Origin of the sequence: Alkaliphilus pronyensis (genome assembly GCF_009017275.1) — a bacterium.
In the GTDB taxonomy this organism is placed as follows: domain Bacteria; phylum Bacillota; class Clostridia; order Peptostreptococcales; family Natronincolaceae; genus Alkaliphilus_C; species Alkaliphilus_C pronyensis.
Genome location: NZ_WBZC01000010.1, coordinates 1 through 25,874 on the forward strand (window position 1 = coordinate 1; position 25,874 = coordinate 25,874).

Annotated in this window: 27 protein-coding genes; 26 read left to right on the forward strand and 1 reads right to left on the reverse strand. The window is 32.1% G+C overall.

Going from position 1 to position 25,874, the window contains the following annotated elements:
- The first annotated feature begins 123 nt into the window (after positions 1-123).
- The 26 genes from ylqF (at position 124) to sdaAA (ending at position 24,380) form a co-directional block, all read left to right on the forward strand.
- A complete protein-coding gene (gene ylqF / locus F8154_RS02700) occupies positions 124-981 on the forward strand; it encodes a ribosome biogenesis GTPase YlqF (RefSeq protein ID WP_151860057.1) in 858 nt (285 codons plus the stop codon).
- A gap of 24 nt (positions 982-1,005) precedes the next feature.
- Positions 1,006-1,623, forward strand: coding sequence for a ribonuclease HII (locus F8154_RS02705; protein ID WP_243141141.1), 618 nt, complete (start codon positions 1,006-1,008; stop codon positions 1,621-1,623).
- Entirely contained in the window at positions 1,624-1,974 is a 351-nt protein-coding gene (locus F8154_RS02710) for a YraN family protein (protein WP_151860058.1), read from the forward strand.
- 324 nt (positions 1,975-2,298) lie between these two features.
- Complete coding sequence (locus tag F8154_RS02715) at positions 2,299-2,826, forward strand: A24 family peptidase (RefSeq protein WP_151860059.1); 528 nt, start codon at positions 2,299-2,301, stop codon at positions 2,824-2,826.
- 21 nt (positions 2,827-2,847) lie between these two features.
- Positions 2,848-3,933: an AAA family ATPase gene (locus tag F8154_RS02720; protein WP_151860060.1), complete on the forward strand. Its 1,086-nt coding sequence runs from the start codon at positions 2,848-2,850 to the stop codon at positions 3,931-3,933.
- Positions 3,934-3,951: 18 nt separating this feature from the next.
- Complete coding sequence (locus tag F8154_RS02725; protein WP_151860061.1) at positions 3,952-5,196, forward strand: CpaF family protein; 1,245 nt, start codon at positions 3,952-3,954, stop codon at positions 5,194-5,196.
- Positions 5,197-6,051 carry a type II secretion system F family protein gene (locus tag F8154_RS02730; protein WP_243141142.1) on the forward strand — a complete coding sequence of 285 codons (855 nt, stop codon included), beginning with the start codon at positions 5,197-5,199 and terminating at the stop codon, positions 6,049-6,051.
- Between the two features lie 4 nt (positions 6,052-6,055).
- Positions 6,056-6,919, forward strand: a complete 864-nt coding sequence (locus tag F8154_RS02735; protein ID WP_151860062.1) for a type II secretion system F family protein — start codon at positions 6,056-6,058, stop codon at positions 6,917-6,919.
- A gap of 27 nt (positions 6,920-6,946) precedes the next feature.
- Positions 6,947-7,135 carry a Flp1 family type IVb pilin gene (locus tag F8154_RS02740; RefSeq protein WP_151860063.1) on the forward strand — a complete coding sequence of 63 codons (189 nt, stop codon included), beginning with the start codon at positions 6,947-6,949 and terminating at the stop codon, positions 7,133-7,135.
- Between the two features lie 72 nt (positions 7,136-7,207).
- The gene (locus tag F8154_RS02745; protein WP_151860064.1) at positions 7,208-7,891 is read left to right on the forward strand and encodes a TadE family protein; all 684 of its coding nucleotides are present in this window, start codon (positions 7,208-7,210) and stop codon (positions 7,889-7,891) included.
- Positions 7,881-10,088: a DUF5702 domain-containing protein gene (locus tag F8154_RS02750; protein ID WP_151860065.1), complete on the forward strand. Its 2,208-nt coding sequence runs from the start codon at positions 7,881-7,883 to the stop codon at positions 10,086-10,088. Before F8154_RS02745 ends, F8154_RS02750 begins: the two co-directional genes overlap by 11 nt.
- A gap of 11 nt (positions 10,089-10,099) precedes the next feature.
- A complete protein-coding gene (locus F8154_RS02755) occupies positions 10,100-11,350 on the forward strand; it encodes an endonuclease toxin domain-containing protein (protein ID WP_151860066.1) in 1,251 nt (416 codons plus the stop codon).
- 13 nt (positions 11,351-11,363) lie between these two features.
- Positions 11,364-11,864 carry a prepilin peptidase gene (locus F8154_RS02760; protein WP_151860067.1) on the forward strand — a complete coding sequence of 167 codons (501 nt, stop codon included), beginning with the start codon at positions 11,364-11,366 and terminating at the stop codon, positions 11,862-11,864.
- Between the two features lie 16 nt (positions 11,865-11,880).
- The gene (locus tag F8154_RS02765; RefSeq protein ID WP_151860068.1) at positions 11,881-13,335 is read left to right on the forward strand and encodes a DUF6382 domain-containing protein; all 1,455 of its coding nucleotides are present in this window, start codon (positions 11,881-11,883) and stop codon (positions 13,333-13,335) included.
- A 12-nt stretch (positions 13,336-13,347) separates the two neighbouring features.
- The gene (locus F8154_RS02770) at positions 13,348-14,106 is read left to right on the forward strand and encodes a PP2C family protein-serine/threonine phosphatase (protein WP_151860069.1); all 759 of its coding nucleotides are present in this window, start codon (positions 13,348-13,350) and stop codon (positions 14,104-14,106) included.
- Between the two features lie 121 nt (positions 14,107-14,227).
- A complete protein-coding gene (locus tag F8154_RS02775) occupies positions 14,228-14,692 on the forward strand; it encodes a hypothetical protein (RefSeq protein WP_151860070.1) in 465 nt (154 codons plus the stop codon).
- 220 nt (positions 14,693-14,912) lie between these two features.
- The gene (gene nadD, locus F8154_RS02780) at positions 14,913-15,554 is read left to right on the forward strand and encodes a nicotinate-nucleotide adenylyltransferase (protein WP_151860071.1); all 642 of its coding nucleotides are present in this window, start codon (positions 14,913-14,915) and stop codon (positions 15,552-15,554) included.
- Positions 15,547-16,146 carry a bis(5'-nucleosyl)-tetraphosphatase (symmetrical) YqeK gene (gene yqeK / locus F8154_RS02785; RefSeq protein ID WP_151860239.1) on the forward strand — a complete coding sequence of 200 codons (600 nt, stop codon included), beginning with the start codon at positions 15,547-15,549 and terminating at the stop codon, positions 16,144-16,146. Before nadD ends, yqeK begins: the two co-directional genes overlap by 8 nt.
- Before the next feature lie 13 nt (positions 16,147-16,159).
- A complete protein-coding gene (locus tag F8154_RS02790) occupies positions 16,160-17,341 on the forward strand; it encodes an LCP family protein (RefSeq protein WP_192930131.1) in 1,182 nt (393 codons plus the stop codon).
- A gap of 70 nt (positions 17,342-17,411) precedes the next feature.
- Positions 17,412-18,410, forward strand: coding sequence for a calcium/sodium antiporter (locus tag F8154_RS02795; RefSeq protein ID WP_151860073.1), 999 nt, complete (start codon positions 17,412-17,414; stop codon positions 18,408-18,410).
- A gap of 15 nt (positions 18,411-18,425) precedes the next feature.
- The gene (gene rsfS / locus F8154_RS02800; RefSeq protein WP_151860074.1) at positions 18,426-18,794 is read left to right on the forward strand and encodes a ribosome silencing factor; all 369 of its coding nucleotides are present in this window, start codon (positions 18,426-18,428) and stop codon (positions 18,792-18,794) included.
- A 322-nt stretch (positions 18,795-19,116) separates the two neighbouring features.
- On the forward strand, positions 19,117-21,576 hold the full coding sequence (gene leuS / locus F8154_RS02805; protein ID WP_151860075.1) for a leucine--tRNA ligase: 2,460 nt from the start codon (positions 19,117-19,119) through the stop codon (positions 21,574-21,576).
- 12 nt (positions 21,577-21,588) lie between these two features.
- Entirely contained in the window at positions 21,589-22,236 is a 648-nt protein-coding gene (locus F8154_RS02810) for a helix-turn-helix transcriptional regulator (RefSeq protein ID WP_151860076.1), read from the forward strand.
- 13 nt (positions 22,237-22,249) lie between these two features.
- The gene (locus F8154_RS02815) at positions 22,250-22,630 is read left to right on the forward strand and encodes a RidA family protein (protein ID WP_151860077.1); all 381 of its coding nucleotides are present in this window, start codon (positions 22,250-22,252) and stop codon (positions 22,628-22,630) included.
- Positions 22,631-22,821: 191 nt separating this feature from the next.
- Positions 22,822-23,490 carry an L-serine ammonia-lyase, iron-sulfur-dependent subunit beta gene (sdaAB, locus tag F8154_RS02820; protein WP_151860078.1) on the forward strand — a complete coding sequence of 223 codons (669 nt, stop codon included), beginning with the start codon at positions 22,822-22,824 and terminating at the stop codon, positions 23,488-23,490.
- A 14-nt stretch (positions 23,491-23,504) separates the two neighbouring features.
- Positions 23,505-24,380 carry an L-serine ammonia-lyase, iron-sulfur-dependent, subunit alpha gene (sdaAA, locus tag F8154_RS02825; RefSeq protein WP_151860079.1) on the forward strand — a complete coding sequence of 292 codons (876 nt, stop codon included), beginning with the start codon at positions 23,505-23,507 and terminating at the stop codon, positions 24,378-24,380.
- 40 nt (positions 24,381-24,420) lie between these two features.
- Here the strand turns inward: sdaAA and F8154_RS02830 are convergent, their stop codons facing one another.
- On the reverse strand, positions 24,421-25,752 hold the full coding sequence (locus F8154_RS02830) for a D-alanyl-D-alanine carboxypeptidase family protein (RefSeq protein ID WP_151860080.1): 1,332 nt from the start codon (positions 25,750-25,752) through the stop codon (positions 24,421-24,423).
- Positions 25,753-25,874 lie beyond the last annotated feature (122 nt).

Consider the following 25,874-nt stretch of genomic DNA (forward strand, 5'->3'; position numbering starts at 1 on the left):
TTAAGGAAAAGAAAAAGTACAAAGCATAGAAAAATAAAGTACACAGGGTGACGGTTCTTGTGTGTTCTTAACAAAGGAACACACAAGAACCGTCCCCCTGAGCTGTAACAGAGGTGAGAGACTTTGAATATTAATTGGTTTCCGGGTCATATGAAGAAAACTAGAGAGCTGCTTAAGGAGCAATTAAAACTTATAGATGTTGTATTTGAGCTATTAGATGCAAGAATACCCTTTAGCAGTAAGAATCCAGAGATTAATGAAATAATAGCTAATAAACCTAGAGTAGTAATCTTAAATAAGGCGGATCTAGCCGATGATGATATAACCAATAGTTGGATTAACTATTACAAAAACAATGGTGTTAGTGCTATTCCAGTGAATACAATCACAGGTAAAGGCTTGAAACAGGTACTACAGACCGGGGAAGAGGTAGTAAAGGAAAAAATGCAGGCCCTTAAAAGAAAGGGTAGAAGAGAAAGAGCAGTTAGAATAATGATGGTAGGAATTCCAAACGTAGGTAAATCATCTATGATAAATAGATTGGCTGGTAAGAAGAGCGCACAGACAGGAGACAAGCCAGGGGTAACAAAAGGTAAACAGTGGATAAGGCTGAAGGGAAATTTAGAGCTATTAGATACACCGGGAATACTTTGGCCCAAATTTGAAGACCAAGAGGTTGCATTAAAGCTTGCCTTTACTGGGGCCATTAAGGATCAAATAATGGATATAGAAACCTTAGCCCTTAAACTGATTGAACACATATCCCTTCAACACTCAGATTTAATTGAGGAAAGATATTCCCTCGGAAATATTGGCGAAAGTCCACTTGAAACTATGGAATTAGTGGCTAAAAATCGAGGTTGTATCATAAAGGGTGGAGAAATTGACTATACACGTACAGCAAATATTATACTAGATGAGTATAGAAGTGGTAAAATTGGTAGAATTTCTTTAGAGAAGCCTTGCGATATCAAAAAGTGAAGTTTAAAGTGGGGATGATATAAAATGATGCTTGAGATTGAAAGGAATCTTTGGAAAGCTGGCTATGAAAAAATTGCATGTATAGATGAGGTGGGAAGAGGTTGTCTGTTTGGCAGCGTTTTAGCGGCAGCAGTAATCCTACCAAAAGAATTATATATTGAAGGAGTAAGAGACTCTAAAAAGTTAAGTGCAAAAAAGAGGGAAGCACTATATGAAATTGTGAAGTCAAATGCAATTGCTATAGGAGTTGGAACAGTGTCTCCAGAAATTATTGATAAAATAAATATTAAAAAAGCTACAGTATTAGCTATGAAAAAAGCAGTCAATAATTTAAAGGATTCAGCTGGAGAAAGGATTTTGCCCGAATATCTATTAATTGATGCAGAATCCATTAGTATTGATATTCCACAAAAATCTATTATTAAAGGGGACGATACTTCCCATGGAATTGCAGCAGCCTCTATCGTTGCAAAGGTGATAAGAGATAGAATGTGCTTAAAATGGTCAAAGGAATATCCTAATTACGGCATTCATCAACATAAGGGTTATGGCACTAAACTACATAGAGAAGCTCTTTTAAAATATGGGCCTAGTAAAATGCATCGAATGAGCTTTCTTAAAAAGATATTGCAGGGTCAATAAATGAAAAAGAAAACTGGGTATATTGGTGAAGCTGTAGCGAAGAAATTCCTGTTAGATAAAGGCTATAAAATACTGTTCCAGAACTATAGAACAAAATTTGGTGAAATAGACATAGTGGCTACTATTGATAATATAGTTGCATTTATAGAAGTTAAAACGCGAAAAACTATAGCCTATGGTATGCCTAGAGAGGCTATTAACTATAAAAAGCAAATGAACTATAGAAGATTAGCAGACCATTTTATTTTAAGTAACCCATCGATACACAACAAAGACTTTAGGTTTGATGTAATAGAAGTAATTATTACAAATGAAAAAAAGCAAATAAAACATATAAAAAATGCTTTCTAAGCTGACTCTTAAAATTAGACCTTTAAGAGTCAGTTTTTTTAATGCTCAGTAATTTAGGTAGAGTAAAAACACCCTCAATACTGGGCTTTCATTATCATCCTTATAGAATGTAACTAATATAACATATACTAGAATATAAAATGTTACATTAGTTAAGCTGTGTTAGCTAAAATATTTCTTGTAATTATTTAAAAAATTAATAAAAAACAGACATATGACAAAAATAGACATATTTCGATGAAGGAAATGCTGATCAAGTGTAGAATAAATAAAATAAAAAAGTAACTGTAAAATATATTTAAAAGTTAATATTGGAGATGCAAAATGTATATAAACTTTTATTCTATTAAGTTAATAGTTTTATTGCTATTAATTCTAATGGCTTCAATAGCTGATATTAAAACATATCGTATAAGTAATAAGCTGATAGTATCAGGAATAATAATGGGGGCTTTAATTAATCTTTGTGAAGATAGCCTATTTGGTCTTATCGAAGCATTAACAGGTATTTTAATTCCAATTATAGTGCTGTTTTTACTTTTTTATTTAAGAATGTTAGGGGCAGGAGATATTAAGCTTTTTAGTGCTATAGGGGCTATTATGGGTTCTGATTTTGTAGTAGAATGCTTAATTTGGTCTTTTTTGAGTGGAGGAGTATTATGTTTTTTTATTATGATACTGAGAAAAAACTCAAGGGCTAGGCTTAAGGTATTATACAACTATATTATTGCTTGTGTAACAAGCTTAACTCTTTTACCCTATGAAGAAGGTAGCTCTTCTCATAATGCCAGATTTCCTTTTGCAATAGCAATATCACTTGGTTCGCTGATTTCTATATTTAGCAATATTTAACTAATTTATGGGAGTGTTAATATGAAGCTGAAACTTGCAATAGTAGATACCGACCTAGACTATTTAAATGCATTAGAGAATTATTTAATGAATAGCTTTTCACAAAGATTTCAAGTAAGCTTTTTCACTCAACCTGACTATTTACTAAAGGAGTTAAAAAAGGAAGATAGCAAAATAGATATATTATTAATAAACTCCCAACTATATTGTGATACTTTAAGCAAAAAAAATATAGGTATAGTTATTCTTTTAATTGAGGAGTTATTAACTACATCATTAGATAATCTACCTTGTGTAAAAAAATATCAACCTGGAAATCAACTAATGGCAAATTTAATTAATATATATGTAGATGCCTTCCCCAATCAGTTTTTAAAACCAAATAAAAACGGAAATACAAGTGTTATAGGAGTCTATTCACCTGTAGGCGGGTCTGGTAAAAGCACAGTGGCAATTTTAACTGCCTATGCCTTAGCTCAGGAGGGAAAAAGAGTTTTTTACTTAAATTTAGAAAATATACCTTCTATTTGTAGCTTTATTGATTGCACACCATCACACAACATGTCCAACCTTTTTTATTACCTGCGAAATAAAAAGAAAAACCTATTACTTAAAATAGAAGGCATAAGACAATTAGATATAGGCTTAGGGGTATATTATTTTCCTCCTATAGAAAAGCTTACTGACCTGGAGGAGGTTACATCTGAAGAGCTGATATACTTAATTAAAGAGCTGAAAAATAGCAATCAGTATGACTATATAATAATTGATTTTGACAGCACTTATAACAGGGATAAAAGAAATCAAATGAATGTATGTGATAAATTACTTTTGGTACTAAACCAGACTACTGTTACTAATGTAAAAGCTAGCATTTTGATTAAGGAGCTTGAAAGACTTTCGTTGGAGGAAGATTCTATAAGCTTAGAAAATATTTATATGATAATAAATAAAGCAAAATCGCCAATAGATATTAGCAATAGACAGTTTACAATAAATAACAATGAAGAGGTATATCTACCCTATATCCAAATTAATAGCCACAATAAAATAATAGATAATAAAGCATTTCTACAACCTTTAATTCAACTGGTTAGAAGGCTTTAACTGCTATAGGAGGAATAAATGAAAGAAAACATTATTAATAGCTTTATTGATGAAATTAAAGAGTGTGTTAGAAAAGAAATTGATTTCAATCGGGCATTTTCAGATGATGAAATTGAAGAAGCTATAGAGAGAATAGTTTTTGAAAAATCCAAGGATACATTTTTAGGAATTAATGAAAAGCACCAGGTAATACAAAGAGTATTTAACGACATGAGACGTTTAGATGTTCTTCAACCAATTCTTGAGGATCCATCAGTAACTGAAATAATGGTTAATGGCGCTACAGATATTTTCATTGAAAAGGATGGTAAAAATCAAAAACTAGATATAAGCTTTTCTAGTAATAAAAGACTGGAAGATATAATTCAAACTATTGTATCTAAGGTGAATAGATCAGTTAATGAAGCATCACCTATAGTAGATGCAAGGTTAAGTGATGGGTCGAGGGTTAATATAGTGTTACCCCCCATAGCTCTTAATGGACCTATACTAACAATAAGAAAATTTCCAGAAAAGCCTATTACAATGGAACAGCTAATTGAGTATGGTACTATTAATCAAGAGGCTATCGAGTTCTTAGAGCTTTTAGTTAAATGTAAGTACAATATATTTATCTGTGGTGGAACTGGATCAGGCAAAACAACGTTTTTGAATGCTCTGTCTAATTTCATACCTTCAGAGGAGAGAATAATAACCATTGAGGATTCTGCAGAGCTACAGATTTATAATGTCGATAACTTAGTTAGACTAGAAACAAGAAATGCAAATACCGAAGGCAAGGGATTAATTTCAATTAGGGATTTAATAAAGGCATCTTTAAGAATGCGTCCCGATAGGATTATAGTAGGAGAAGTAAGGGGTGATGAAGCTATAGACATGCTTCAGGCTATGAACACTGGACACGATGGGTCACTTTCTACTGGACATAGTAACTCCAATAGGGACATGTTAAGCAGATTAGAAACAATGGTATTATGTGGTGCTCAATTACCTGTAGAGGCAATCAGAAAACAAATAGCCTCTGCTATAGACATTATAATTTATATCAGCAGAATGAGGGATAAAACCCGCAAGGTTTTAGAAATTAGTGAAGTGGCTGGCTTTGCTAATGGAGATATAACACTTAACCCATTGTATGTTTTTAAAGAGATTAATGGAACTACTAGCGATAGGGTAAAAGGAGCTTTATTATCAACTGGGAATAGCTTAAAAAATAATAGTAAGCTAAAGGCAGCAGGTAAGCTCACTGTGGGGAGTGATTAAGTGAAGATTATAATATTAGTTGTCTTATTTACTTCAATTGTATTTTTATTAATAATATTATTTAAAGAAAAGCTAAATGTTAATATATACTCACCTCCATTAGATAAAGGTATTATATATTATGATATTTACAATATGAAGGAAAGAGAGTACTTTTTTTACACCCTAATTGCATTTATTTTTTTGTTCTCAATAGGCTATATCCTATATCAAAGTATTTTCTTGTCATTTTTACTAACACCCCTTGCTTTTTTATACCCACAATATAAAAGAAAAGAGATAATCAAAAACAGAAGACTATTGTTACTTAATCAGTTTAAAGAGGCTATGTATGTAATAGCATCTTCCTTGTCTGCTGGGAAATCATTGGAGGGCTCAATAAAGGACGCACTTAAAGATATGATGGCAATATATGATGATCCTGAAACCTTAATCCTTAAGGAGCTGGCTATAATCGTAAAAAGGCTAGAATTAAATGATACGGTAGAGAGTGCCATTGTAGACTTAGCTGAAAGATCCAAACTAGAGGATATTAGAAATTTTGCTGATGTAATAATAATTTGCAAAAGAACTGGAGGCAATCTTATTGAGGTAATGAGTAACACTTCAAAAATAATAGGAGAGAAAATAGCCTTTACACAAGAATTAAATCTAATTTTGGCACAAAGAAAATTTGATCAAAAAATACTTACTATAATGCCCTTTATATTAATAGTGTTATTATCATATATTACACAGGATTATATGGAGCCAATCTTTACAACAGTGGTAGGTAGAATTGTTATGACTATAGCATTTTTTATGATAATGCTTGCAGTTATTATATCTAAAAAAATAATGGAGATAGAGGTGTAGTGGTTTGAAATTAGTTTTTTTCATAGGCTTTATAGTCTTTGTAGCTTTATATACTATCTCAAGAAACAAAGCTTATGAAGTGATGCAACTGGTTGATTCGAAGGAGTATCCATTAAAAAAAATCCTTCCAATAGGCTTAGTTTTATTAGACCTACTCAACTATAGGTATAACAGCTCCTATGATAAAAGGCTACATAGCTATTATAGTGAGTTATATGGTATAAAAAACTCACGGTTATATCTAAAAATCCATTGGGCTAATTTAGTGGTGGTTTTAATGCTAGAGGTATTAATAATTAGTTTATATTTGGGGGTGTTGAATGGTAGCACTATTACTCCAATGTTTATTGTTGTATACATTATGGTGGTTGCACTTACAATATATGGTATAACAAACGAGGTTAAAAACAAAGTTAGAAGAAGGCAGCTATTACTAAAGTTAGACTTCACAGAATTCATTAATAGAATTGCTTTACTAATTGATGCAGGACTTACAATTTCAGCAGCTTTAGAAAAAATTAACCTTCAGTCCAATAGACCCCTATATAAGGAGATAGATGAAATGATAAAGGAAATACAGGGGGGGAAAACAGAGACAGAGGCCCTAGAAAATTTTGCCCATAGATGTAAAGTGCCAGAGATTTTTAAATTTGTATCTATAATATTGCAAACCATTAAAAAGGGAAATTCACAAACAGCATCTATGCTAAGGCTACTTTCAAATGAATGTTGGTCTATGAGAAAAAACACTGCTAAGATACTGGGGGAGGAAGCTTCAACTAAGCTTCTATTTCCAATGATGATTATTTTAAGTGCAATACTAATTATTGTAATCACACCAGCTGTTCTAGCCCTTAGTGGTATGTAATTAATAATTAAAGGAGGTGAGGTTTACATGAATATACTAAAAAGGTTTATGTATGAAGAGGATGGATTAGGAACCGTGGAGCTTGTTTTATTACTGGCTATTTTGGTGGGTTTAGCTTTAATGTTTAGAAAAGCAATAGTAGAATATGTAGGAAAAATACTAGCAAACATTACTAAAAATGAGATAGATCCCACTAACATAGAATCAGGATTATAGCTTTGAATCCATTGGAATGCATAATACTTAGGAATATGTTTTCAATTAATGAAAAGTAAAGGATTGTAATCTATGAAAAATCAACAAGAAAGAGGAAGTATGACTGTAGAGCTGGCTTTGATAATGCCTATAGTACTATACTCTCTTTTATGTATTATTTTTATGCTACTATTACTGTATCAATATGCTTATGTTAAAGCATCAATTAACTCTGTTATTTACGATGCTTCATTTGCATGGGGTAAACTAAGCACTTATAATCTAAAGTCACCAATTATTATAGAGGATATTTTAAAGAGGGGTTATGTAAAAAAATCTCAATTAAAGAATGATTTATACTGGCGATTTGGAGTTTTGAATAAAAATACTGAAAAGACAGAAATCATTAGGGCTTACGCTATAAAGGTTTTAAATAAGTCTAATTTACTAGCTTTAAAGGATAGTAAAGTGGATGTAAATTTAGATGATTATATCGTTTATAAAAAGCTTAGAATTGACATTTATTGTACCTACCAGCTACCTATTAATTTACCAGTAGATTTCTTAAACATAGGTAATGAAATTATAATTAATTCCTATTCTGAAGCTATTATTAATGATCCTCAAGAAAACATTCGAAATACTGATTATATATTAGAGCTTATGGATAGATTTGAAACCACATCAAATATTAAGGCTAAGTACAATAGCTTTATAAATGAGGCGGCTGATAAGGTAAGGAGCTTTAATAAGCAGGGGGACAATGATGGAAGGTAATAATCAACGGGGAGCTATAACTGTATTTTTAAGTATTGTTTTATTAGTTTTTATAATTCTTGCTGGTGTAATAGTTGAGGCAGCAAGACTTAGAGTCAGTGAGTTTCAAGCAAAACGTATAACTAGATTAGCAACTAATTCAGTTTTAGCAGGTTATAATAAGGATTTAAAGGAGGATTATGGTCTTTTTGCTTTAGACTATCAAAATCAAGATGAAATTACTACAGCTTTACAGTATTACATAAATAATAATTTCAAGGTTATTGAAGGCTTACCCAATATAATGGGAAATCAGTTTATAGATAGTAACAGCAGCACAAACTATTGGGATATTTTTGACTATAGAATAGAAACTGTATCTGTAGTACCTGAGTACCCTCTGTTGGAGGATGAGGTTATAAGGCAGCAGATATTAGAGTTCATGAAGCTTAGAGGACCTGAGAAAGTAGTAGAGGTTTTTTTGGACAAGCTATTAGAGTTTAATAACCATAAAAAGTCCATAAAATCCTTTAGCCAAAAGCTAGATATTGAAGAGGAATTATATCAATTAGCAATACTTCATGATACCTTAGAAGACATTACAGACAAGTGTAATGAAATAATGGATGGATATATAGTAGCATTTACAAAGGACTATGTTAGATTAGCTGAAGACTTATATGAATACCAAAAAGAAAAAGAAAGCCTAAATAGAAGAATAGATGATCTTTTAAAAAAATCTAAAAACAGTAATGATATAGAAATAGATAATCAGCTGGAAAGCCTATTACAAAGGCTATCAAGAGTTAGCAATGAAATAAGGGATATAAAAAAAGATATATCTAAAATAGAAAGACAAATAGAAGCGGAAATTCTTAGCTTCGAAGGATTAAACAATGAGGCTGTAAGCATTGTTGATTTAATTACTGCTAAAAATGAAGCTATAAAGACTTTAATTGATAACTTCGAGAATGAGATTAAAGGTGGAGAGAACCAACTAAATGATGAACTAAAGGAAGATATTAAAGAATTCAAAAAAATAATACAAGAAGCTAAGGTACAGTCAATTAAAGATAGTTCCCTAATAAATATTAATAATTTAATGAGAGCACAGCTAGCTTTAGAAAAGCTGACAGGTAATAGAAATCCATCAAGTCAAAAAGATATGATTCTTATTAAGGAAAAAGCTAAAGAAATTCAACTTCTCATTGAATCCTGTATTAAACTGGAGTTTACTAAGGTTAAGGTAGAATATATAGATAATGAAGGGGTTAAAGTAGTTGATGATAGAAGAAGAAATGCTTCGAAGGCAAAGGAGTTTTTGCTGGAGGAAAAGGAAACTATCAAAAAAACAATAGATGCAGATGTATTTAAGAATTTGCCATCAAAGGGCGAAAACAATACCTATATAAATAAGGAAATAGAATTTGATGGTAACAGCGGTAAAGGTGGATATACCTTTGAAAGCTATAATTTACTCAATTCTTTAATGTTTGATAGCTTTAAAGAAGATTTTGTGAATATAAGAGATGAAATATATATAAATGAGTATATATTAGGAATGTTTAAAAGCTATGTATCCGATAAGGAAAGCTTTATAAAAGATCTTAGAAACATAGAAAAACCTACTAAAAGCACATTTCTAGATTATGAAGTAGAGTACATTTTATATGGATCAGATTCTCAAGCAGAAAACTTTAATAAAGCTAAAAGGGATATTTTAGCAATGCGATTTGTATTTAATGTTCTACATGTGTATCAAACACCAAAGCTGGTAAATGATGCAACAATTATTGCAGCTAGCCTATCATCTATTCTGGGGGGTGCATCATTACCATTACTAAAAACTTTAATACTATGTGGTTGGGCAATGTCCTACTCTATTGAGGATGTTTCAAATCTCCTAAAGGGTGAAGAGGTTAACCTAATAAAAAAAACCGACACCATAAAGCTTAACTACGAGGATTACCTACGAATACTTCTGTTAAAGCCTGGAATTGGTAAAATTAAGCTTAATAGAGTTAAAGATTTAATACAGCTAAACATTAATAAAAAGACAGGAGAAGCCCTTGTAGTAGATGAAATGTTTACATATATGAATGTAAATATCAAGTATTCAATTAAATACTTATTCTTTAACTTACCCTTGTTTCAAAGGCTTGTTGCTGCAAATGACAATAGATATAATTATGAAATACAACTTTGGTATGGATATTAAAGGGGATAATAATGAACTATAGAGATTTTAAGAAAGGCGGCTCAATAACAGTTGAGGCTGCTTTAACGCTTCCTTTATTTATTGCTATTATATTAACTATTGGTTTTTTTTCCAGAATACTTTATCTTCATGAAATCATTCAGCATGGCATAACAGAAACTGCCAATGAAATAGCATCGGTTAGTTACATTTACCATGTCAGTGGTATAAAGGATTTACATGAAGCAGTTGAAGATGGCTTAGCTGATTATTCAGCCTCTGCTGATGGCAAAATATATAATATCAAAGATTTATATAGTACAACCTCAGAGATAAGAGAGTTAATACTTAATATTACTGACAATCCACAGCCACAACAATATAATCCTGTTTTTCCTGACAATGTAGATGCTGATACTGAAGCCATAATATATAAGTATAAAAAAGTAGTAGAAGATACAAAATACACGTTTGAAAACCCAGTAGAAGAATTGTACAGTATTATGGCATTGGTGGGAGAAACAGCTTGGAGTCAAGGTAATACATACTTAGAAGGACTAATCATAAAGCAGCTAATAAAAAAACACTTAGTAAGCTCCACAGAAAGGGATGTAAACAAAAGATTATTAGCACTAGGTGTTGTAGATGGTTGGAATGGCTTAAGCTTTGAAAAATCATCAATCTTTAATGATAATGATGAGGTAACCATTATTGTTACATATAAGATTAATACTTTTCCAATAGCAATTATAAGGGATTTACCCATAATTCAAAAAGTAAACTTAAGAGCATGGATGGATGGCGGAAAACTATCCATTTCAGATATGAAGGATGAAATCACACAGGAGGCTCGAAGTAATATTCCTGAAGATTTAGTTGATGAGGTTATTGAGGCGGGCTTTGATATATGGAGCTTATCGGTATTTAAAAGGGGAAGAGAAATTAAAAAACTATTAAATAGCAATTTAGATGAAAACTTTCCTATTATAGATAGCTATAGGGATAGAACAGTAGAGGCAATTAGAAGCCATGATACTAGATTAATTAGTAACGAAGGCAGGGGTTTTTACTATCAGCTTACCTCAAGCATTAGAGAATTAGACGAGTTTACAGGTAGGAAATATAAAGGTAAAGCAATTACACCAGAAGATTATAGTAAAAAGCAGCTAACCATAGTAGTACCTGATGTAGAGGTTACCGAAGAGCAAATTAAAAGCATAAGGGATGCAATGACCTATGGAGCAGATCGTGAAATAATCATAAGGCTTGTGATAGTTAGGTGATTGGGGGGATTTAATGAAGAATACATATTTTTTTACTCTAACACTTGTACTTATTGTTGTATGCAGAATATCTATGAAGGGTACTCCTCCATTAATAGAGGAATACTTACTACTAATATTACTAGCTATAGCATCCTATTACGACCTAAAGTACAAAATTATTCCAGATACATTGATAATAGTAAGCGTTATCTGTAGTATTTTATTTGGTCTTTTAAATATAGATACTTTTTTAAGTCATAGATTATTAAGTGGCCTTGTGGTTTTGGGAATAATGACAATGATATATTTTTTAACTAAAGGAAATATTGGCTTTGGAGATGTAAAGCTAATAGCAACTACAGCTTTATTTTTAGGATTATGGAGGTCTTTTTTAATGCTATTAATTGCAACATTTTTTTGTGGACTATTTGGTTTGATTCTTCTAGCTACAAAAAGAGTAAGTAGAAAAAGCAGTTTAGCCTTTGCACCCTTTATTTTAATAGCAACAATAATAACCGTATTCTACCAATAAGAGAAAGGAGTATCATATGGATGTATTAAGTAATCAGTTTTGTATCAATTATGAAACCAATGCTAGTGGAAGCTATTTAGAGTTAAAACCAACTACTTCTCAAAAAATCTATAGACATCAATTAGAAATACTTACGGACAATAACCATGTAAATATGTTACCAATTATTGTGCATAAAAGGGATGGCAACCTACATATATTCTACAACATTACTTCAAAGCAAAAGCTCTCACAAATAATTGAGCGAAGAAGGCTAAAAAGGTTGGAATTTGCTAATATTTTAATGGATATATGTAAAACAGTTATACAAAGCAGTAATTATCTACTGTTTGAAGATAATTTCATAATTGATGAAGAGGCCATTTATGTAAACCCATCAAGCTTAAAAATTTCATTACTTTACATACCTGTAAAGCTAGAGAAGAATAGCTTTAATACTAGCTTTGTAAGATTAGTTAACAAGCTAATAATTCATATTGATGCAAATGACGGTGTAAATGATGGATTTATACAAAGGATTCTTGTTCAGTTAGATAGAGAGTCTTTTAATATAGGTTGGTTTTTAAAGTTCTTAAAGGAGATAAGATTAACTGAAGGCAACAGAGTAGAGGTTAGAGATAACAAGTCAACAGATGAAATTATTGATAAAAATTCAAAAGCTAGTAATTCAAAACCCATAAAGAAAGATATAATTACAACTAAAACAGAGGATACCAGTGCTGCAGCTAATAATGAGGGAGCTAATGAAATGGAATTACATATAAAAAGAAACACCTTAATCCTTTTTTTAATACAGTTAATTCTACTAAGCTTAGTGGCATTCATGTTTATTGAAGCAAATATATTAATTAATGAAGAAGGCTTATTCGATTTTACAGCTCTTATAGGTACTATTTTGGTAATTGGAGCATTAGATTACCTTTTAATTACTAAAATATTAAAAAAGGTTAAAGGTGAAAATGAAGCAAAGGATGTGGTTAATAATACAGTTGATAAGGATAAAGGAAAAATGGGAATAAAGGAGCTTAACTTAATAAACATGAATAAGCAAGAAATATCAACCTTTTCATCTGAAAGTTATATATTAGATGAAAATTTAATAGGGGATAGCCTTTGTGACAGCATAGACACAATGATAATTGGCATTGATGAAAAACAAGCCTTACTTACTTCTGTAAGAAATGGTATTGCTGAGAAAATACCCATTAATAATGAAAGCTTTATCATTGGAAAGCTAGCAGACCATGTTGATTATGTTATTTCCAGCAGAGGAGTAAGCAGAATACATGCAGAGATATTTCTTGATAACAATCAATATTATGTAAAGGATTTAAATTCTAAAAACGGCACATTTGTTAATGGGCAGCAGATAATTAGTAATCAGCCATATGAAATAAAGGATAATGATACCATTAGCTTTGCAGATAGAGAATTTGTTTTTACTATGGCTGCATGTGAGTTACAGGTTTAGAGGTTTGATGGAATGAAAAAAAGAAAACTACTGGTGGCTGCCTGCTGTGAGAAGGGATACGTAAAAGAAAAGAATCAGGATAAAATTCTGATTAAAATTGGTGAAGACAATAGTGGAGATTTAGGCTTTTTTTTAGTGGCTGATGGAATTGGAGGATTAAAAAAAGGAGAGCTGGCCAGTCAAATAGCTGTAGATTTTTTTAAGGAATGGTGGGATAAACACTTAATACAATTATTGAAGGTATATTCCAGTGATGTTGTTGGTGAAGAATTACTGAGGATGTTTAATATAGTAAATAATTATATAATAAGCTACTCACAAAAAAATAATATAAGAATGGGTACTACACTAACGACACTTTTTCTATACAAAGATGATTTTTTAATTACCCATATAGGAGATAGTAGAGTGTACCTGTTAAACAATGGTAAGCTGCATAAAATGACAAAAGATCATACGCTACTGCATAATAATACGCTAAGGGAACTAAATATTAATGAAGGAAAAATAAATCAAAGACGAAATGTCTTAACACAATGTATTGGTGTATATAGAAATATAGAGCCCTATCAAAAAAAATGCAAATTAACTTCAAGTGGGATGTTACTAGTTTGCAGTGATGGGCTATACAAAATGTTGAGTGAAAAAGAAATAGAGTATATTTTTTCAAAAAATATTGATGATATAGAAATTATCATGTCAAAGCTGAAGGCAGAGGTATTATTAAAAGGAGCAAAGGATAATTTATCTGCAATAATTATTTCCTTCTAAAAATAAATAAACAAAGGAGAAGTGCAAGAATTTACAGACAATTCTAAATATGATATTATTAAATGTAAAGAATTTCTTAAGTATTTGCATAAAAAAGTATATGTTTTGGGGGAGTGCTTATATGGACAGGAAAGATGTAGATAATCATAAATTATTTATTCTTTTTATGCTTTGTACTTTGGTTCTTTTAGGCTGTTCAAACCCCAAAGCATTCAGTAATCAATATGATATATGGCAGGAAGAAATAGGCGATGGAGAAATATCAATTTATTTTGAAATGCTTAATGGAGAGGAAACAAAGGTATTAGATGTCGAGCCAGGTAAAGAATACCTTATTGAGTATGAACTCAGATTTGATCGTGGAGTGTTTGACATATTCATAACTAATGAGGTTGACGAAATATTGTTTTTTAAGATAGGAAATGAAGAAATTAAAAAGAATTTGCTAGTAGAGGAAGAAAAACATATTAATCTACATATTATTGGAGGGACGGTTAAGCTAAAAGCAACGGAAGAGAGCTTTAAACTAAAGTTACAAGGAAATATAGCTTCAGGCTCCTTAACTGTAAAATGGAATGAAATGTAAATCTCAACTATCAGTTTTTAAATAAATAGATAATTTAATATTTAACCTAAGAACCGCTAAATAATAGCGGTTTTATTAATATTAGGTAAATATTATTGTAATTCTATTGCCTATATACCGACCTACAGAAATAATTACCTTTTTAAAATTTTTAATATCTGATAAAATATAGTATAATGTATCAGTTGACTACTAGTATAAACTTTTAAGAGGTGTCAATATGGATAATGAGAAAAAGAATAGAAAAGGAATTGGAATATTAGGGGGAACTTTTGATCCTATACATCTAGGGCATCTATATATTGCTGAAGCAGCTATGGATGAGTTAGCTTTAGAAAAGGTTATTTTTATTCCTACATGCATTTCACCCCATAAGCTACAAGCAAATATAACAGAGGTTAGTCATCGCTTGATTATGACAAATATAGCCACAAATGCAAATAAAAGGTTCCTAGTGTCGGATATTGAAATAAAAAGAAGAGGAATATCCTTTACTATTGAGACAATTAATGAACTAAAAAAAATATATAATGACAATAATAAATTACACTTAATATTAGGTGGTGACTCCTTTATAGGATTAGAGGAATGGAAAAGCTATAAAACACTATTGGAAACAACTAACCTTGTTGTGGTGTCAAGGGCTGGAAATAAGGATGTTGAAATAAAAGAAAAAATTAACCACTACAAAAGCCTGTATAATACTAAAATTATTCTACTAACCATACCAACCCTTGAAATTTCAGCCACTAGTATTCGCCAAAGGGTCAATGAGGGTAAAACCATAAAATACTTAGTTCCTGAAGGAGTTGAGACCTACATTGCAAAAAACAAACTATATGGATATAAGTCAAATGGATGATAATGAAAATTATAAGGATAGTGATTTATATAAAGCCATAGATCATAAATTGAAGCAGGTTATATCAAAAAAGAGGTACAAGCATACTTTAGGGGTAGTAGATGTAGCTGTTTATTTAGCTAATAAATATGGCGAAAATTGTAATAAGGCTGCTATTGCTGCATTGCTTCATGATTATGCAAAGGATTTTTCAGAAGCTAAGCTAAGAAAGCATATAAAAAAGAATAAAATACCTGTTGATGATGTTTTAAATTGTGCATATCAGCTCCTACATGGAAAGGTTGCTGCTTCAATTGCAAAGAAAAGGTTTGGTGTAACAGATATAGATATATTAAATGCTGTTGAATATCATACAACTGGAAGAAGGGGCATGACTAGACTTGAAAAAATAATATATTTAGCAGACTTTATTGAGGTGGGACGCAGCTATCCTGGGGTTGATGAACTAAGGGTAATTGCCGAGGAAGATTTAGATAAAGCGGTTCTAAAAGCATTAAACAATACTATAATATATGTTTTAGACATTAACCAAATATTGCATCCAAACACAATTGATGCAAGAAACCAAATATTGATTGGCAATGATAAATAAAGAGGTGTTATTGATGACTAAGGGAAAAAAACTAATCACTTTTGTAATTGTGCTTATTATTATAGGTGCTTTTCCATTAGGTGCAATAGTTAATAGAATTTTTGCAAAGGATTTTCAAGAGGACAATAGTATTTTCAGTTACTTTTCAGAAGAAAACGGCAAGACAAATATACTAATATTCGGAGTTGATGCTTTAAGCAAAGAAAAGGCAAAAAAAACTCGTTCTGATTCAATTATGCTGTTTAGTATGGATTCATCCGGAGAGAACCCTACTTTAATCTCAATACCAAGAGATACTATAGTAGATATTCCAGGAAGAAGGAACCCAGAAAAAATAAATCATGCCCATGCATATGGAGATGCCCAGCTTTTGGTGGAAACAGTAGAGAATCTCTTTGGTATTAAAGTCAACCAGTATGTTCGTGTTAACTACAGAGCTGTAGAGGAAATGATAGATGCTATAGGAGGAATTGAAATTGATGTACCTATGGATATGAAGTACAGTGATCCCTATGATAATCCACCACTTCATATAAATATTCCTAAAGGTCTACAAGTATTAGATGGTAAGAATGCTGTACACTTTCTACGCTTTAGAAAAGGATACTCTAATCAAGATTTAGGCCGTATTGAAGCTCAACAAAACTTTGTTAATTCACTAAAGGATAAAGCTCTGTCACCTAAAATTATACCTAAAATACCTAAATTAATTAATATCTTTCATGAACATGTAGATACTAATATAAGCCAAGGTACAATGCTAAAGCTGAGCTCCTATTTTATTAAAGGAGAGATTAAAGAACTAAACCGATTAACGCTACAAGGTAATGCAAAAAAGGTTAATGGAGTAGCAGGCTACTATGTAGATAATGAGGCATTAAGTATTCTTAAGAATCAGCTATCGGATAATAACGAGATTTTAGCCAAAATAACTGTGTTAAATGGCTGTGGAATAAAAAGCATAGCTACTGAAAATGCAAACAAGCTTGAGGGAAACAATATAAAGGTTGAAAAAATTGGTAACTATGAAAATTTCGATATATCAGACTCATTTATCGAGTATAAAAAGCCCTTTAAAAAGCAAGCCCAAAAAATTTCTAATATATTAGGAATAAAGGATATAAGGGAGAGGGATGAATGGGTGGAAGACAGTATAGACATTAAGGTTATCATTGGAAAAGATTTAGATGCATAATACTTATTGTAATTAATAATCAACTTAATCATATAGTTAATGAGACATACTTTATTAATAGGGGGTAAACATGGATACAATAATCACTATTATGCTGTTTTTACTAGGCCTAATAATAATTATTAAGGGTGGAGATTGGTTTGTGGAATCTGCTGTTTGGATAGCTAAGGTAACGGGAATACCTAGTGTATTAATTGGTGCTACAATAGTTAGTATAGCCACCACTTTACCAGAGCTGTTGGTGTCTACTATTGCCACCTATCAACAATTTTATGATGTTGCCTTAGGTAATGTTGTAGGATCAATGGCATGTAATATTGGACTAATATTAGGATTAACAGCAATACTATCACCCTTAAGGATTAATAGAAAAAATTTCACAATTAAAAGCGGCTTTATGCTGTTAACAGCTTTAATACTGTTTTATATTTCAATGGATACAATTATTACTTCACAAGAGGGTAACATTTTACTTGTATTGTTTGTAGTATATATTATAATAAATATACTAGAGTTTACTAAAGGAAAACAAAGCACCAATGAATACGAAAAGATTAAATATGATAAAACCCATGCTGGAAAAAACACAATAAAATTTATAATGGGAGCAGTATTTATAATAATTGGTGCCAGATTGTTGGTTACTAACGGTGTGAAAATAGCCAACATATTAGGAATACCCGAGCAAGTGGTAAGCTTAACACTAATTGCCTTAGGTACATCGATGCCAGAGCTTATAACTGCTATTGCATCAATTATCAAAGGACACCACGGTATTTCTATAGGTAACATTATTGGGGCAAATATTTTAAATATGGTTATGGTTGTTGGAGCATCAACTAAAATTGCAGACAAAGGCTTAGTAATAAGCTATCAAAATGTTATGCTTGGTGCATCAATCCATAATATACCACAAACCTTATATTTAGACTTGCCTGTTGCTATATCTATGATGATTGTGCTATTATTAAGTGGATTAATATTTGGAAAAATCAGCAGATGGACTGGATTTGCAGTTTTAAGCATTTATTGTGTATACTTATTTGCCTTGTTTAGACTATTTTTATAATTAAGGAGGAAGTAAATGGATAATAAATTAATGGAGCTTGTGGAAAAAATAGTTCAAGTAATTGATGATAAACATGGTGAGGATATTTTAGCTTTAGATATATCAAAGGTTTCTTCCATTTGTGACTATTTCATTATTACTACAGGTGCATCCATTAGACAAGTAAAGTCAATTTGTGATGAAATTGAGGATCAGTTAGCAAAAATAGATGTTATACCTAGACATAAAGAAGGCTATCATAATGGCAAATGGATTTTATTAGATTACGGAGATATTGTGATTCATATATTCCATGAAGAAGATAGAGGCTTCTATAGCCTAGAAAGAATTTGGAAAGATGCTGAAATAGTTAATATTGACAAAGCTGTGAAGGATAATATATAATCTAAAATAACATATTTTTAAGATTTAAGTGTTAGGAGTAGTAGGCAATATCTGCATTTCAGAGAACTGGTGGTGGCTGCGAACCAGTAGTGCAAATTGTTGAACTTACCTGTTTGTAAACACTAATAGGATGGTCTCCTATATAAACCGTGAAGTGGACTTTCTGTCAATTAGGGTGGTACCGCGGGCTTTGCTCGTCCCTAAAAGGCAAGAAGTTTTTTTTTATTATCATAAAAACATGTTAAGGAACTAACTACTAGTGTATCTATATAACCATAATAAGTTTTACTTTAATTATATTTTATAACAGGAGGAGATGAAAATGGCAAATTATCCTTTTAAAGAAGTTGAAACTAAATGGCAGAAATATTGGGCAGATAACGATGCATACAAAGTATCGGAAAGTAATAAGCCTAAATATTATATGTTAGAAATGTTCCCATATCCATCAGGTAAAATTCATATGGGTCATGTAAGAAACTACTCAATTGGTGATGTTGTAGCCCGATTCAAAAAAATGCAGGGCTTTAATGTGCTACATCCAATGGGGTGGGATGCTTTTGGATTACCTGCTGAAAATGCTGCAATAAAGCATGGTATACACCCAGATATTTGGACTAAAAAGAATATAGAAGAAATGAAGCAGCAGTTAAATACATTAGGTCTTAGCTATGACTGGGAGCGTGAGGTTTCTACCTGTAGTGAAGATTATTATAAATGGACCCAATGGCTATTTATAGAGTTCTACAAAAAAGGATTAGCCTACAAAAAAGAATCAAGGGTAAACTGGTGTACTTCATGTGAAACTGTTCTTGCCAATGAACAGGTTATAGGAGGTTTATGTGAAAGATGCGACAGCAAGGTTATTAAAAAGATGCTAAATCAATGGTTCTTTAAAATAACTGATTATGCAGAGGAGCTTCTAAAGGATATTGAGGATCTGGATGGTTGGCCAGAAAAGGTAAAAATAATGCAAAGCAACTGGATCGGAAAAAGTACAGGTGCAGAGATAGATTTTCCTATTGACAATAGTGATAAGGTGCTAAAGGTTTTCACGACAAGACCCGACACAATATTTGGTGCTACCTATATGGTTTTAGCCCCTGAACATCCCTATGTTGAAGAAATGGTTAAGGGAACAGAATATGAGGAGAGGGTAAATGAGATAATTGCAAAGCTTCAACACATGTCAGATATTGAGAGAACATCAACTGATATGGAAAAAGAAGGGGCTTTTATTGGGCAATATTGTATTAATCCTATTTCTGGCAAAAAAATTCCAATCTATATAGCTAACTATGTTTTAATTGATTATGGTACTGGAGCAATTATGGCTGTTCCAGGTCATGATCAAAGAGATCTTGAGTTTGCAAGAAAGTACAATATCGAAGTAATTCCTGTTATCAAACCAGAAGCAGAAGAAGAGTTTGAAATTAAAAATGAAGCCTTTGCTAAGGATGGAATAATGATTAATTCAGGTAAGTTTAATGGCTTAAAAAATGATGCTGCCTATGGGGAAATATGTAAGCTTTTAGAAGAAAAGCAGGTAGGTAAAAAAACCACCAGCTATCGTTTAAGGGATTGGCTCTTATCAAGACAAAGGTATTGGGGTACACCTATTCCAATAATCTATTGTGACGATTGTGGTTCAGTACCAGTTGATGAAAAGGATTTACCAGTTACATTACCAACAGACATTAAATTTACAGGCACAGGCTTGTCACCTTTAACCACCAGTGAGTCCTTTCTACATGCTAAATGTCCCAAATGTGGTAAAGAAGGCAGAAGAGAAACAGACACTATGGATACATTTGTTGATTCATCCTGGTATTTTCTAAGATATACTGATTCAAAGAATAGTAACAAGCCCTTTGATAAAGCTAATGCAGACTATTGGATGAAGGTGGATCAGTATATTGGCGGTGTAGAGCATGCTATATTACACCTTTTATATGCTAGGTTCTTTACAAAAGTAATTAATGACTTAGGCTTAACAACTGTTAATGAGCCATTTGAAAATCTTTTAACTCAAGGTATGCTTCTTAAGGATGGGGCTAAGATGTCAAAATCGAAGGGTAATGTTGTCAGCCCTGAAGAGATAATTGAAAAATATGGTGCCGATACTGCAAGGTTATTTGTACTGTTTGCTGCTCCTCCAGAAAGGGACTTAGAGTGGAGTGACCAAGGTGTTGAAGGGTGTTTCCGTTTCCTTAATAGGGTATGGAGAATTGTAATCGAGGCAAAAGAGAATAATCTTTACAATAAAAAGGCCTCTGTAGAATCTAAAAATCATAAGGATTTAAAATATAACATCCATTATACTATTAAAAGAGTAACAGAAGATATTGAAGAAAGATTTAACTTTAATACAGCAATTAGTGCTATAATGGAATTAGTTAATGAGCTATATAAGTATAAAGAAAATGATGAAATAGACGGAGAACTCCTAAGGGAGGGAATAAATACAGTAATAGTTTTATTAGCTCCTTTTGCACCCCACATCGTTGAAGAATTATGGAGCTATAGTTTAGAAGGTGGCAGTGTACACCAAGTAAGCTGGCCAAAGTACCAAAAGCAAGCCATTGTCAAAGATGAGGCTGAGGTGGTAATTCAAGTAAATGGCAAGCTAAAGGATAAAATTATAATTCCAACAGGAATATCAAAAGAAGAACTAGAAGCTATTGCCTTAAGCAGTGATAAAATTAAGGGCTTTATTGAAGGTAAGAAAATAATTAAAGTTATTACTGTTCCAAATAAGCTGGTAAATATTGTTGTAAAGTAACGGAGGGATAATATGACAAAGAGTACACATCCAATACTAACCAGTATGATTCCATTGGTAGAAGGACTTGCTAAAACATTTGGCAAAAATTGTGAAGTTGTTTTAAATGAAATAAGTAACCACAAGAGGTCTATTATTGCTATTTCTAATGGTCATGTTACTGGCAGGTCCGTTGGTAGTCCTATGCTGGAGGCTGGAGTAAAAGCAATTCGGAAGGGTAATGATGCAGATAATATTCTAAATTACAGCAATAAGAGCTCCGATGGTAAGGTACTTAAATCAACCACTATGTTTGTTAGGGACGAGAAGAATGAAATTATTGGATGTTTATGTATTAATATTGATATATCAGAGTTTGTAGTAGCCCATAAAGCCCTTGAGGAGCTAATTAAAACAGATGTTAAGGGTGATGTTAACATGGGTGACTTTGCCAGCAACAATGTTAATGATGTCCTAATGAATATTGTAGCAGACACACTAGATGCTAACGGCAAGCCAGTAGCATACATGAATAAGGAAGAAAAGGTAACCATAGTAAAAAAGCTAGATGATCAGGGTGCATTTTTAATAAAAGGTGCCATTGATTATGTGGCAAGAATACTATGTGTATCCAGATATACCATCTATAATTATTTAGATGAGATTAGAGTCAATGGCTAAAGGAGGAAATAAAATGAATAAGACTATTAATACTCAAAAGGCACCTGCAGCTATAGGTCCCTATTCACAAGGAATTGAGTCGGGAAATATGTTATTTGTATCTGGACAGATTCCCTTTGTTGCAGAAACAATGGAATTGGTTTCAGAGGACGTTAAGGAACAAACTAAGCAATCACTAGAAAATCTTAAAGTAATATTGGAGGAGGCAGGATATTCTTTGAAGGATGTAGTTAAAACTACAGTTTTTATAAAGGATATGAATGAATTCTCTTTAATCAATGAGGTATATGCAACATATTTTCAGGATAATAAGCCAGCAAGAGCTTGTGTAGAGGTTGCCAGATTACCAAAGGATGTAAAGGTTGAAATTGATGCTATAGCTATTAAAAAGTAAATAACCTGCATTGTTTTAAAAGGGAGCTTCGATTTTCTATCGAATATCTCCCTTTTTTTATTATGATAAAGAAGTTAGCATAGAATATTAATAGTATAGACTAGTAAAAACCTATATTAATGCTACTATTAGATAATGGAAAGAAATAATATCATAATGTATTAGTATTTGTATAGGAAAGGAAGTTATTTATGAAGGACTATAGTATATTTGATGTAGTTGGACCCAATATGATTGGACCCTCTAGCTCCCATACAGCTGGTGCCTGCAAAATTGGGAAGATTGCATATAAGCTAGCAAGAGGTGATATAAAAAGTGTAACATTTATGCTACACGGATCCTTTGCTAAAACCTATCGTGGACATGGAACAGATAAAGCATTGGTGGGGGGAATTCTAGGATTCGATGCAGATGACGAAAGAATTAAACACTCATTTATAATTGCAGAGGAGAAGGGAATTAAAGCTGAATTTCATGAAGTTGACTTAGGAGAAGTACATCCTAATACAGTAAAAATAATAATAACAAAAAATGATCAATCAAAAACTGAAATTACAGGCTCATCAATAGGTGGCGGTAATATTAAAATTATAGAAATAGACGGTGTACAATTAGAATTTACAGGTGAGTATCCTACACTTCTTGTTCCCCATAAAGACATGCCAGGAGCCATTGCAAAAACCACTGCAATTCTATCTCAGCATAAAATAAATATTGCCTTTATGAGGGTCTATAGACATGACAAAGGTAATAATGCCTTTATGATAATTGAAACAGATAATCCCATATATACTGAGGTTATTAATGATATAAAGGCAGTTGAAAATGTTATAAATGTATATTTAGTTACAATTATATAGGATGGTGAGAATTAATGAATTTTACAAAGGGTTCTGAACTCATTAATATATGCAAGGAAAAAAATTTAAAGATCTCTGAGGTAATGCTAGCAAGGGAAGTAAATCTATCAAATTCAACAGAGGAGGAAATCCTCAATAAAATTTCTATAAGCCTTGAAATAATGAAAAGCTCCATAGAAAAAGGCTTAACAGAAGATGTTAGATCCATAAGTGGTTTAACAGGCGGTGATGCTAAGAAAATAAAGGCTAGAAGAGAAAAAGAGAAGCCTGTATGTGGTTTTTTAATGAGTAAGGCTATCAGCTATTCAATGGCTGTTTTAGAAGTAAATGCAGCAATGGGTAAAATTGTAGCTGCACCAACGGCGGGTTCAAGTGGAATATTACCTGCAGCACTATTTGTTTTGGCAGAAGAGTATTCATTAACAGATAATCAACTAATTGATGGTATACTTACCGCCAGTGGTATAGGTATGATTATTTCAAGGAATGCTACAGTAGCAGGGGCTGAAGGAGGCTGTCAAGCAGAAACAGGATCGGCTGCAGCAATGGCTGCTGCTGCCATAGTAGAATTAATGGGTGGTAGCCCTCAAGCAGCATTACATGCAGCTTCTATTTCTATGAAGAATGTATTGGGCTTAGTATGTGATCCAATTGCAGGTTTAGTTGAAGCACCCTGTGAAAAAAGAAATGCAATTGGAGTTTCAAACGCATTAATATCAGCTGAAATGGCTTTGGCAGGGGTAGAGAGCATAATACCATTTGATGAGGTTGTTGATGCTATGCTGAAGGTTGGACGTTCACTACCCTTCCAGTTAAGAGAAAGTGCATTAGGGGGATTAGCAGCAACACCAACTGGAATAAGGATTTCAAAAGAGATTTTAGGTAAGTAATATAATAGTTTATTAAAATACAAAAAGATAGGATAAATACCTATCTTTTTTTCATTATATTTTTACTAAAATTATAGGAATGACCACCAGAATAATAAAGGGCTCTTCTTTTTCTCTTTTTAAATCTAAGAAATGCAATTAATATTTGCCATAAAATAATAAAGCTTATAACTCCCAATATAGAGTATAATAGTTTTTTATTTCCCAAGAAAGTAGGCTTTACTTCAATAGCTTCCTTACTTACTAGATTAACCTCACCTATAGTATTATCATCAATTGAAAAAACTAATTTACCTAAAATTGCTCCCGCCTCTAAAGGGGCCTCTATGTTTTCCTTTAATAGTTCAACCCTTCTAGTAACTTGGCTGATGTCTAAATTAGAGGGTATGACAGCTGAAAGGCTATTGTCTGTGTATAGGGGTATTTTATCAACCTTCCCCTTAGAAACTGGTATTTCTGTTTCTAAATAGTTATCTTCTACTAATTCAGTCAGTGTAAATTTATCAAAGCCATAATCAAGTAAAGTGCGGGTATCTGAATAAATGTTTACTCCTTCAGCCCCCAAAACTACAGCAATTAATCTGTGATTATTTTTAATGGCAGTTGATATAAGTGTCTGTTGAGAAGCAGAGGTCCAGCCTGTTTTAATACCGTCTACTATATCATATTTTATATCTATATAGGTTCCATTATATAATATTTGGTTGCCTATACCAGTACCCCATAAAAAGCGATTGTTATTTCGAAAATATCTTTTTTCTGGCGTTTGCTCAGTTTCATCATAAACCAAGCTTGTTGTTTTAAATATTTCTCTTAAAACCTCATAGCCCATAGCCTGCTTTCCTATTAAGGCTAAATCATAGGCTGTGGATACATGCTTTGGATCAGGTAGCCCATGGGGATTAGTAAAATGAGTGTTTTTAGCACCCAGCTCCCTTGCTCTTTCATTCATTAGCTTTGCAAATTCCTCTACAGAGCCTGATATATGATTTGCAAATAATTCAGCTACATCATTGGCAGATCTAACCAACAGGGCTTGCAGTAGCTCTTTTACAGTAAAGGACTCACCCTTCAAAAGATACATACTAGAACCAGTTACAAACAAATCATAGTCTAAGGTTATAGTTTCATCTAAATCAAGATTTTCAACTACTAAAATGGCAGTAAGTACTTTTGCTGTGCTGGCAGGGTAAGCTTCTTCATAGCCATTATTTTGATATATAATTTCACCAGTTTCATAATCCATTAAAATAGCATGGGGAGCTGTTATTGAGGGTGGTGTTGAGGCAAATATAGAGCTTGTAAAGAAAAGAAAAAATATCAAAGGTAAGATTAAAAACCTACGCTTTCTACTTAATGTTTTTTGCATCATTTTTTATACTCCTTATCTCTGTTCTTATTATTAGTTAAGTATACTATAATAGTATATCAAAAAATGATTTATACTTTAAGAATAAATTAAAGGGAAAAGCAGGAAATTAATAATAATGAGGA

Bases quoted from the DNA above. Each gene is read 5' to 3' on its own strand.
- F8154_RS02705 (WP_243141141.1), top strand. From the start codon at position 1,006: ATGATGCTTGAGATTGAAAGGAATCTTTGGAAAGCTGGCTATGAAAAA.
- F8154_RS02710 (WP_151860058.1), top strand. From the start codon at position 1,624: ATGAAAAAGAAAACTGGGTATATTGGTGAAGCTGTAGCGAAGAAATTC.
- F8154_RS02715 (WP_151860059.1), top strand. From the start codon at position 2,299: ATGTATATAAACTTTTATTCTATTAAGTTAATAGTTTTATTGCTATTA.
- F8154_RS02720 (WP_151860060.1), top strand. From the start codon at position 2,848: ATGAAGCTGAAACTTGCAATAGTAGATACCGACCTAGACTATTTAAAT.
- F8154_RS02725 (WP_151860061.1), top strand. From the start codon at position 3,952: ATGAAAGAAAACATTATTAATAGCTTTATTGATGAAATTAAAGAGTGT.
- F8154_RS02740 (WP_151860063.1), top strand. From the start codon at position 6,947: ATGAATATACTAAAAAGGTTTATGTATGAAGAGGATGGATTAGGAACC.
- F8154_RS02745 (WP_151860064.1), top strand. From the start codon at position 7,208: ATGAAAAATCAACAAGAAAGAGGAAGTATGACTGTAGAGCTGGCTTTG.
- F8154_RS02750 (WP_151860065.1), top strand. From the start codon at position 7,881: ATGGAAGGTAATAATCAACGGGGAGCTATAACTGTATTTTTAAGTATT.
- F8154_RS02755 (WP_151860066.1), top strand. From the start codon at position 10,100: ATGAACTATAGAGATTTTAAGAAAGGCGGCTCAATAACAGTTGAGGCT.
- F8154_RS02760 (WP_151860067.1), top strand. From the start codon at position 11,364: ATGAAGAATACATATTTTTTTACTCTAACACTTGTACTTATTGTTGTA.
- F8154_RS02765 (WP_151860068.1), top strand. From the start codon at position 11,881: ATGGATGTATTAAGTAATCAGTTTTGTATCAATTATGAAACCAATGCT.
- F8154_RS02770 (WP_151860069.1), top strand. From the start codon at position 13,348: ATGAAAAAAAGAAAACTACTGGTGGCTGCCTGCTGTGAGAAGGGATAC.
- F8154_RS02775 (WP_151860070.1), top strand. From the start codon at position 14,228: ATGGACAGGAAAGATGTAGATAATCATAAATTATTTATTCTTTTTATG.
- nadD (WP_151860071.1), top strand. From the start codon at position 14,913: ATGGATAATGAGAAAAAGAATAGAAAAGGAATTGGAATATTAGGGGGA.
- yqeK (WP_151860239.1), top strand. From the start codon at position 15,547: ATGGATGATAATGAAAATTATAAGGATAGTGATTTATATAAAGCCATA.
- F8154_RS02790 (WP_192930131.1), top strand. From the start codon at position 16,160: ATGACTAAGGGAAAAAAACTAATCACTTTTGTAATTGTGCTTATTATT.
- F8154_RS02795 (WP_151860073.1), top strand. From the start codon at position 17,412: ATGGATACAATAATCACTATTATGCTGTTTTTACTAGGCCTAATAATA.
- rsfS (WP_151860074.1), top strand. From the start codon at position 18,426: ATGGATAATAAATTAATGGAGCTTGTGGAAAAAATAGTTCAAGTAATT.
- leuS (WP_151860075.1), top strand. From the start codon at position 19,117: ATGGCAAATTATCCTTTTAAAGAAGTTGAAACTAAATGGCAGAAATAT.
- F8154_RS02810 (WP_151860076.1), top strand. From the start codon at position 21,589: ATGACAAAGAGTACACATCCAATACTAACCAGTATGATTCCATTGGTA.
- F8154_RS02815 (WP_151860077.1), top strand. From the start codon at position 22,250: ATGAATAAGACTATTAATACTCAAAAGGCACCTGCAGCTATAGGTCCC.
- sdaAB (WP_151860078.1), top strand. From the start codon at position 22,822: ATGAAGGACTATAGTATATTTGATGTAGTTGGACCCAATATGATTGGA.
- sdaAA (WP_151860079.1), top strand. From the start codon at position 23,505: ATGAATTTTACAAAGGGTTCTGAACTCATTAATATATGCAAGGAAAAA.
- F8154_RS02830 (WP_151860080.1), bottom strand. From the start codon at position 25,752: ATGATGCAAAAAACATTAAGTAGAAAGCGTAGGTTTTTAATCTTACCT.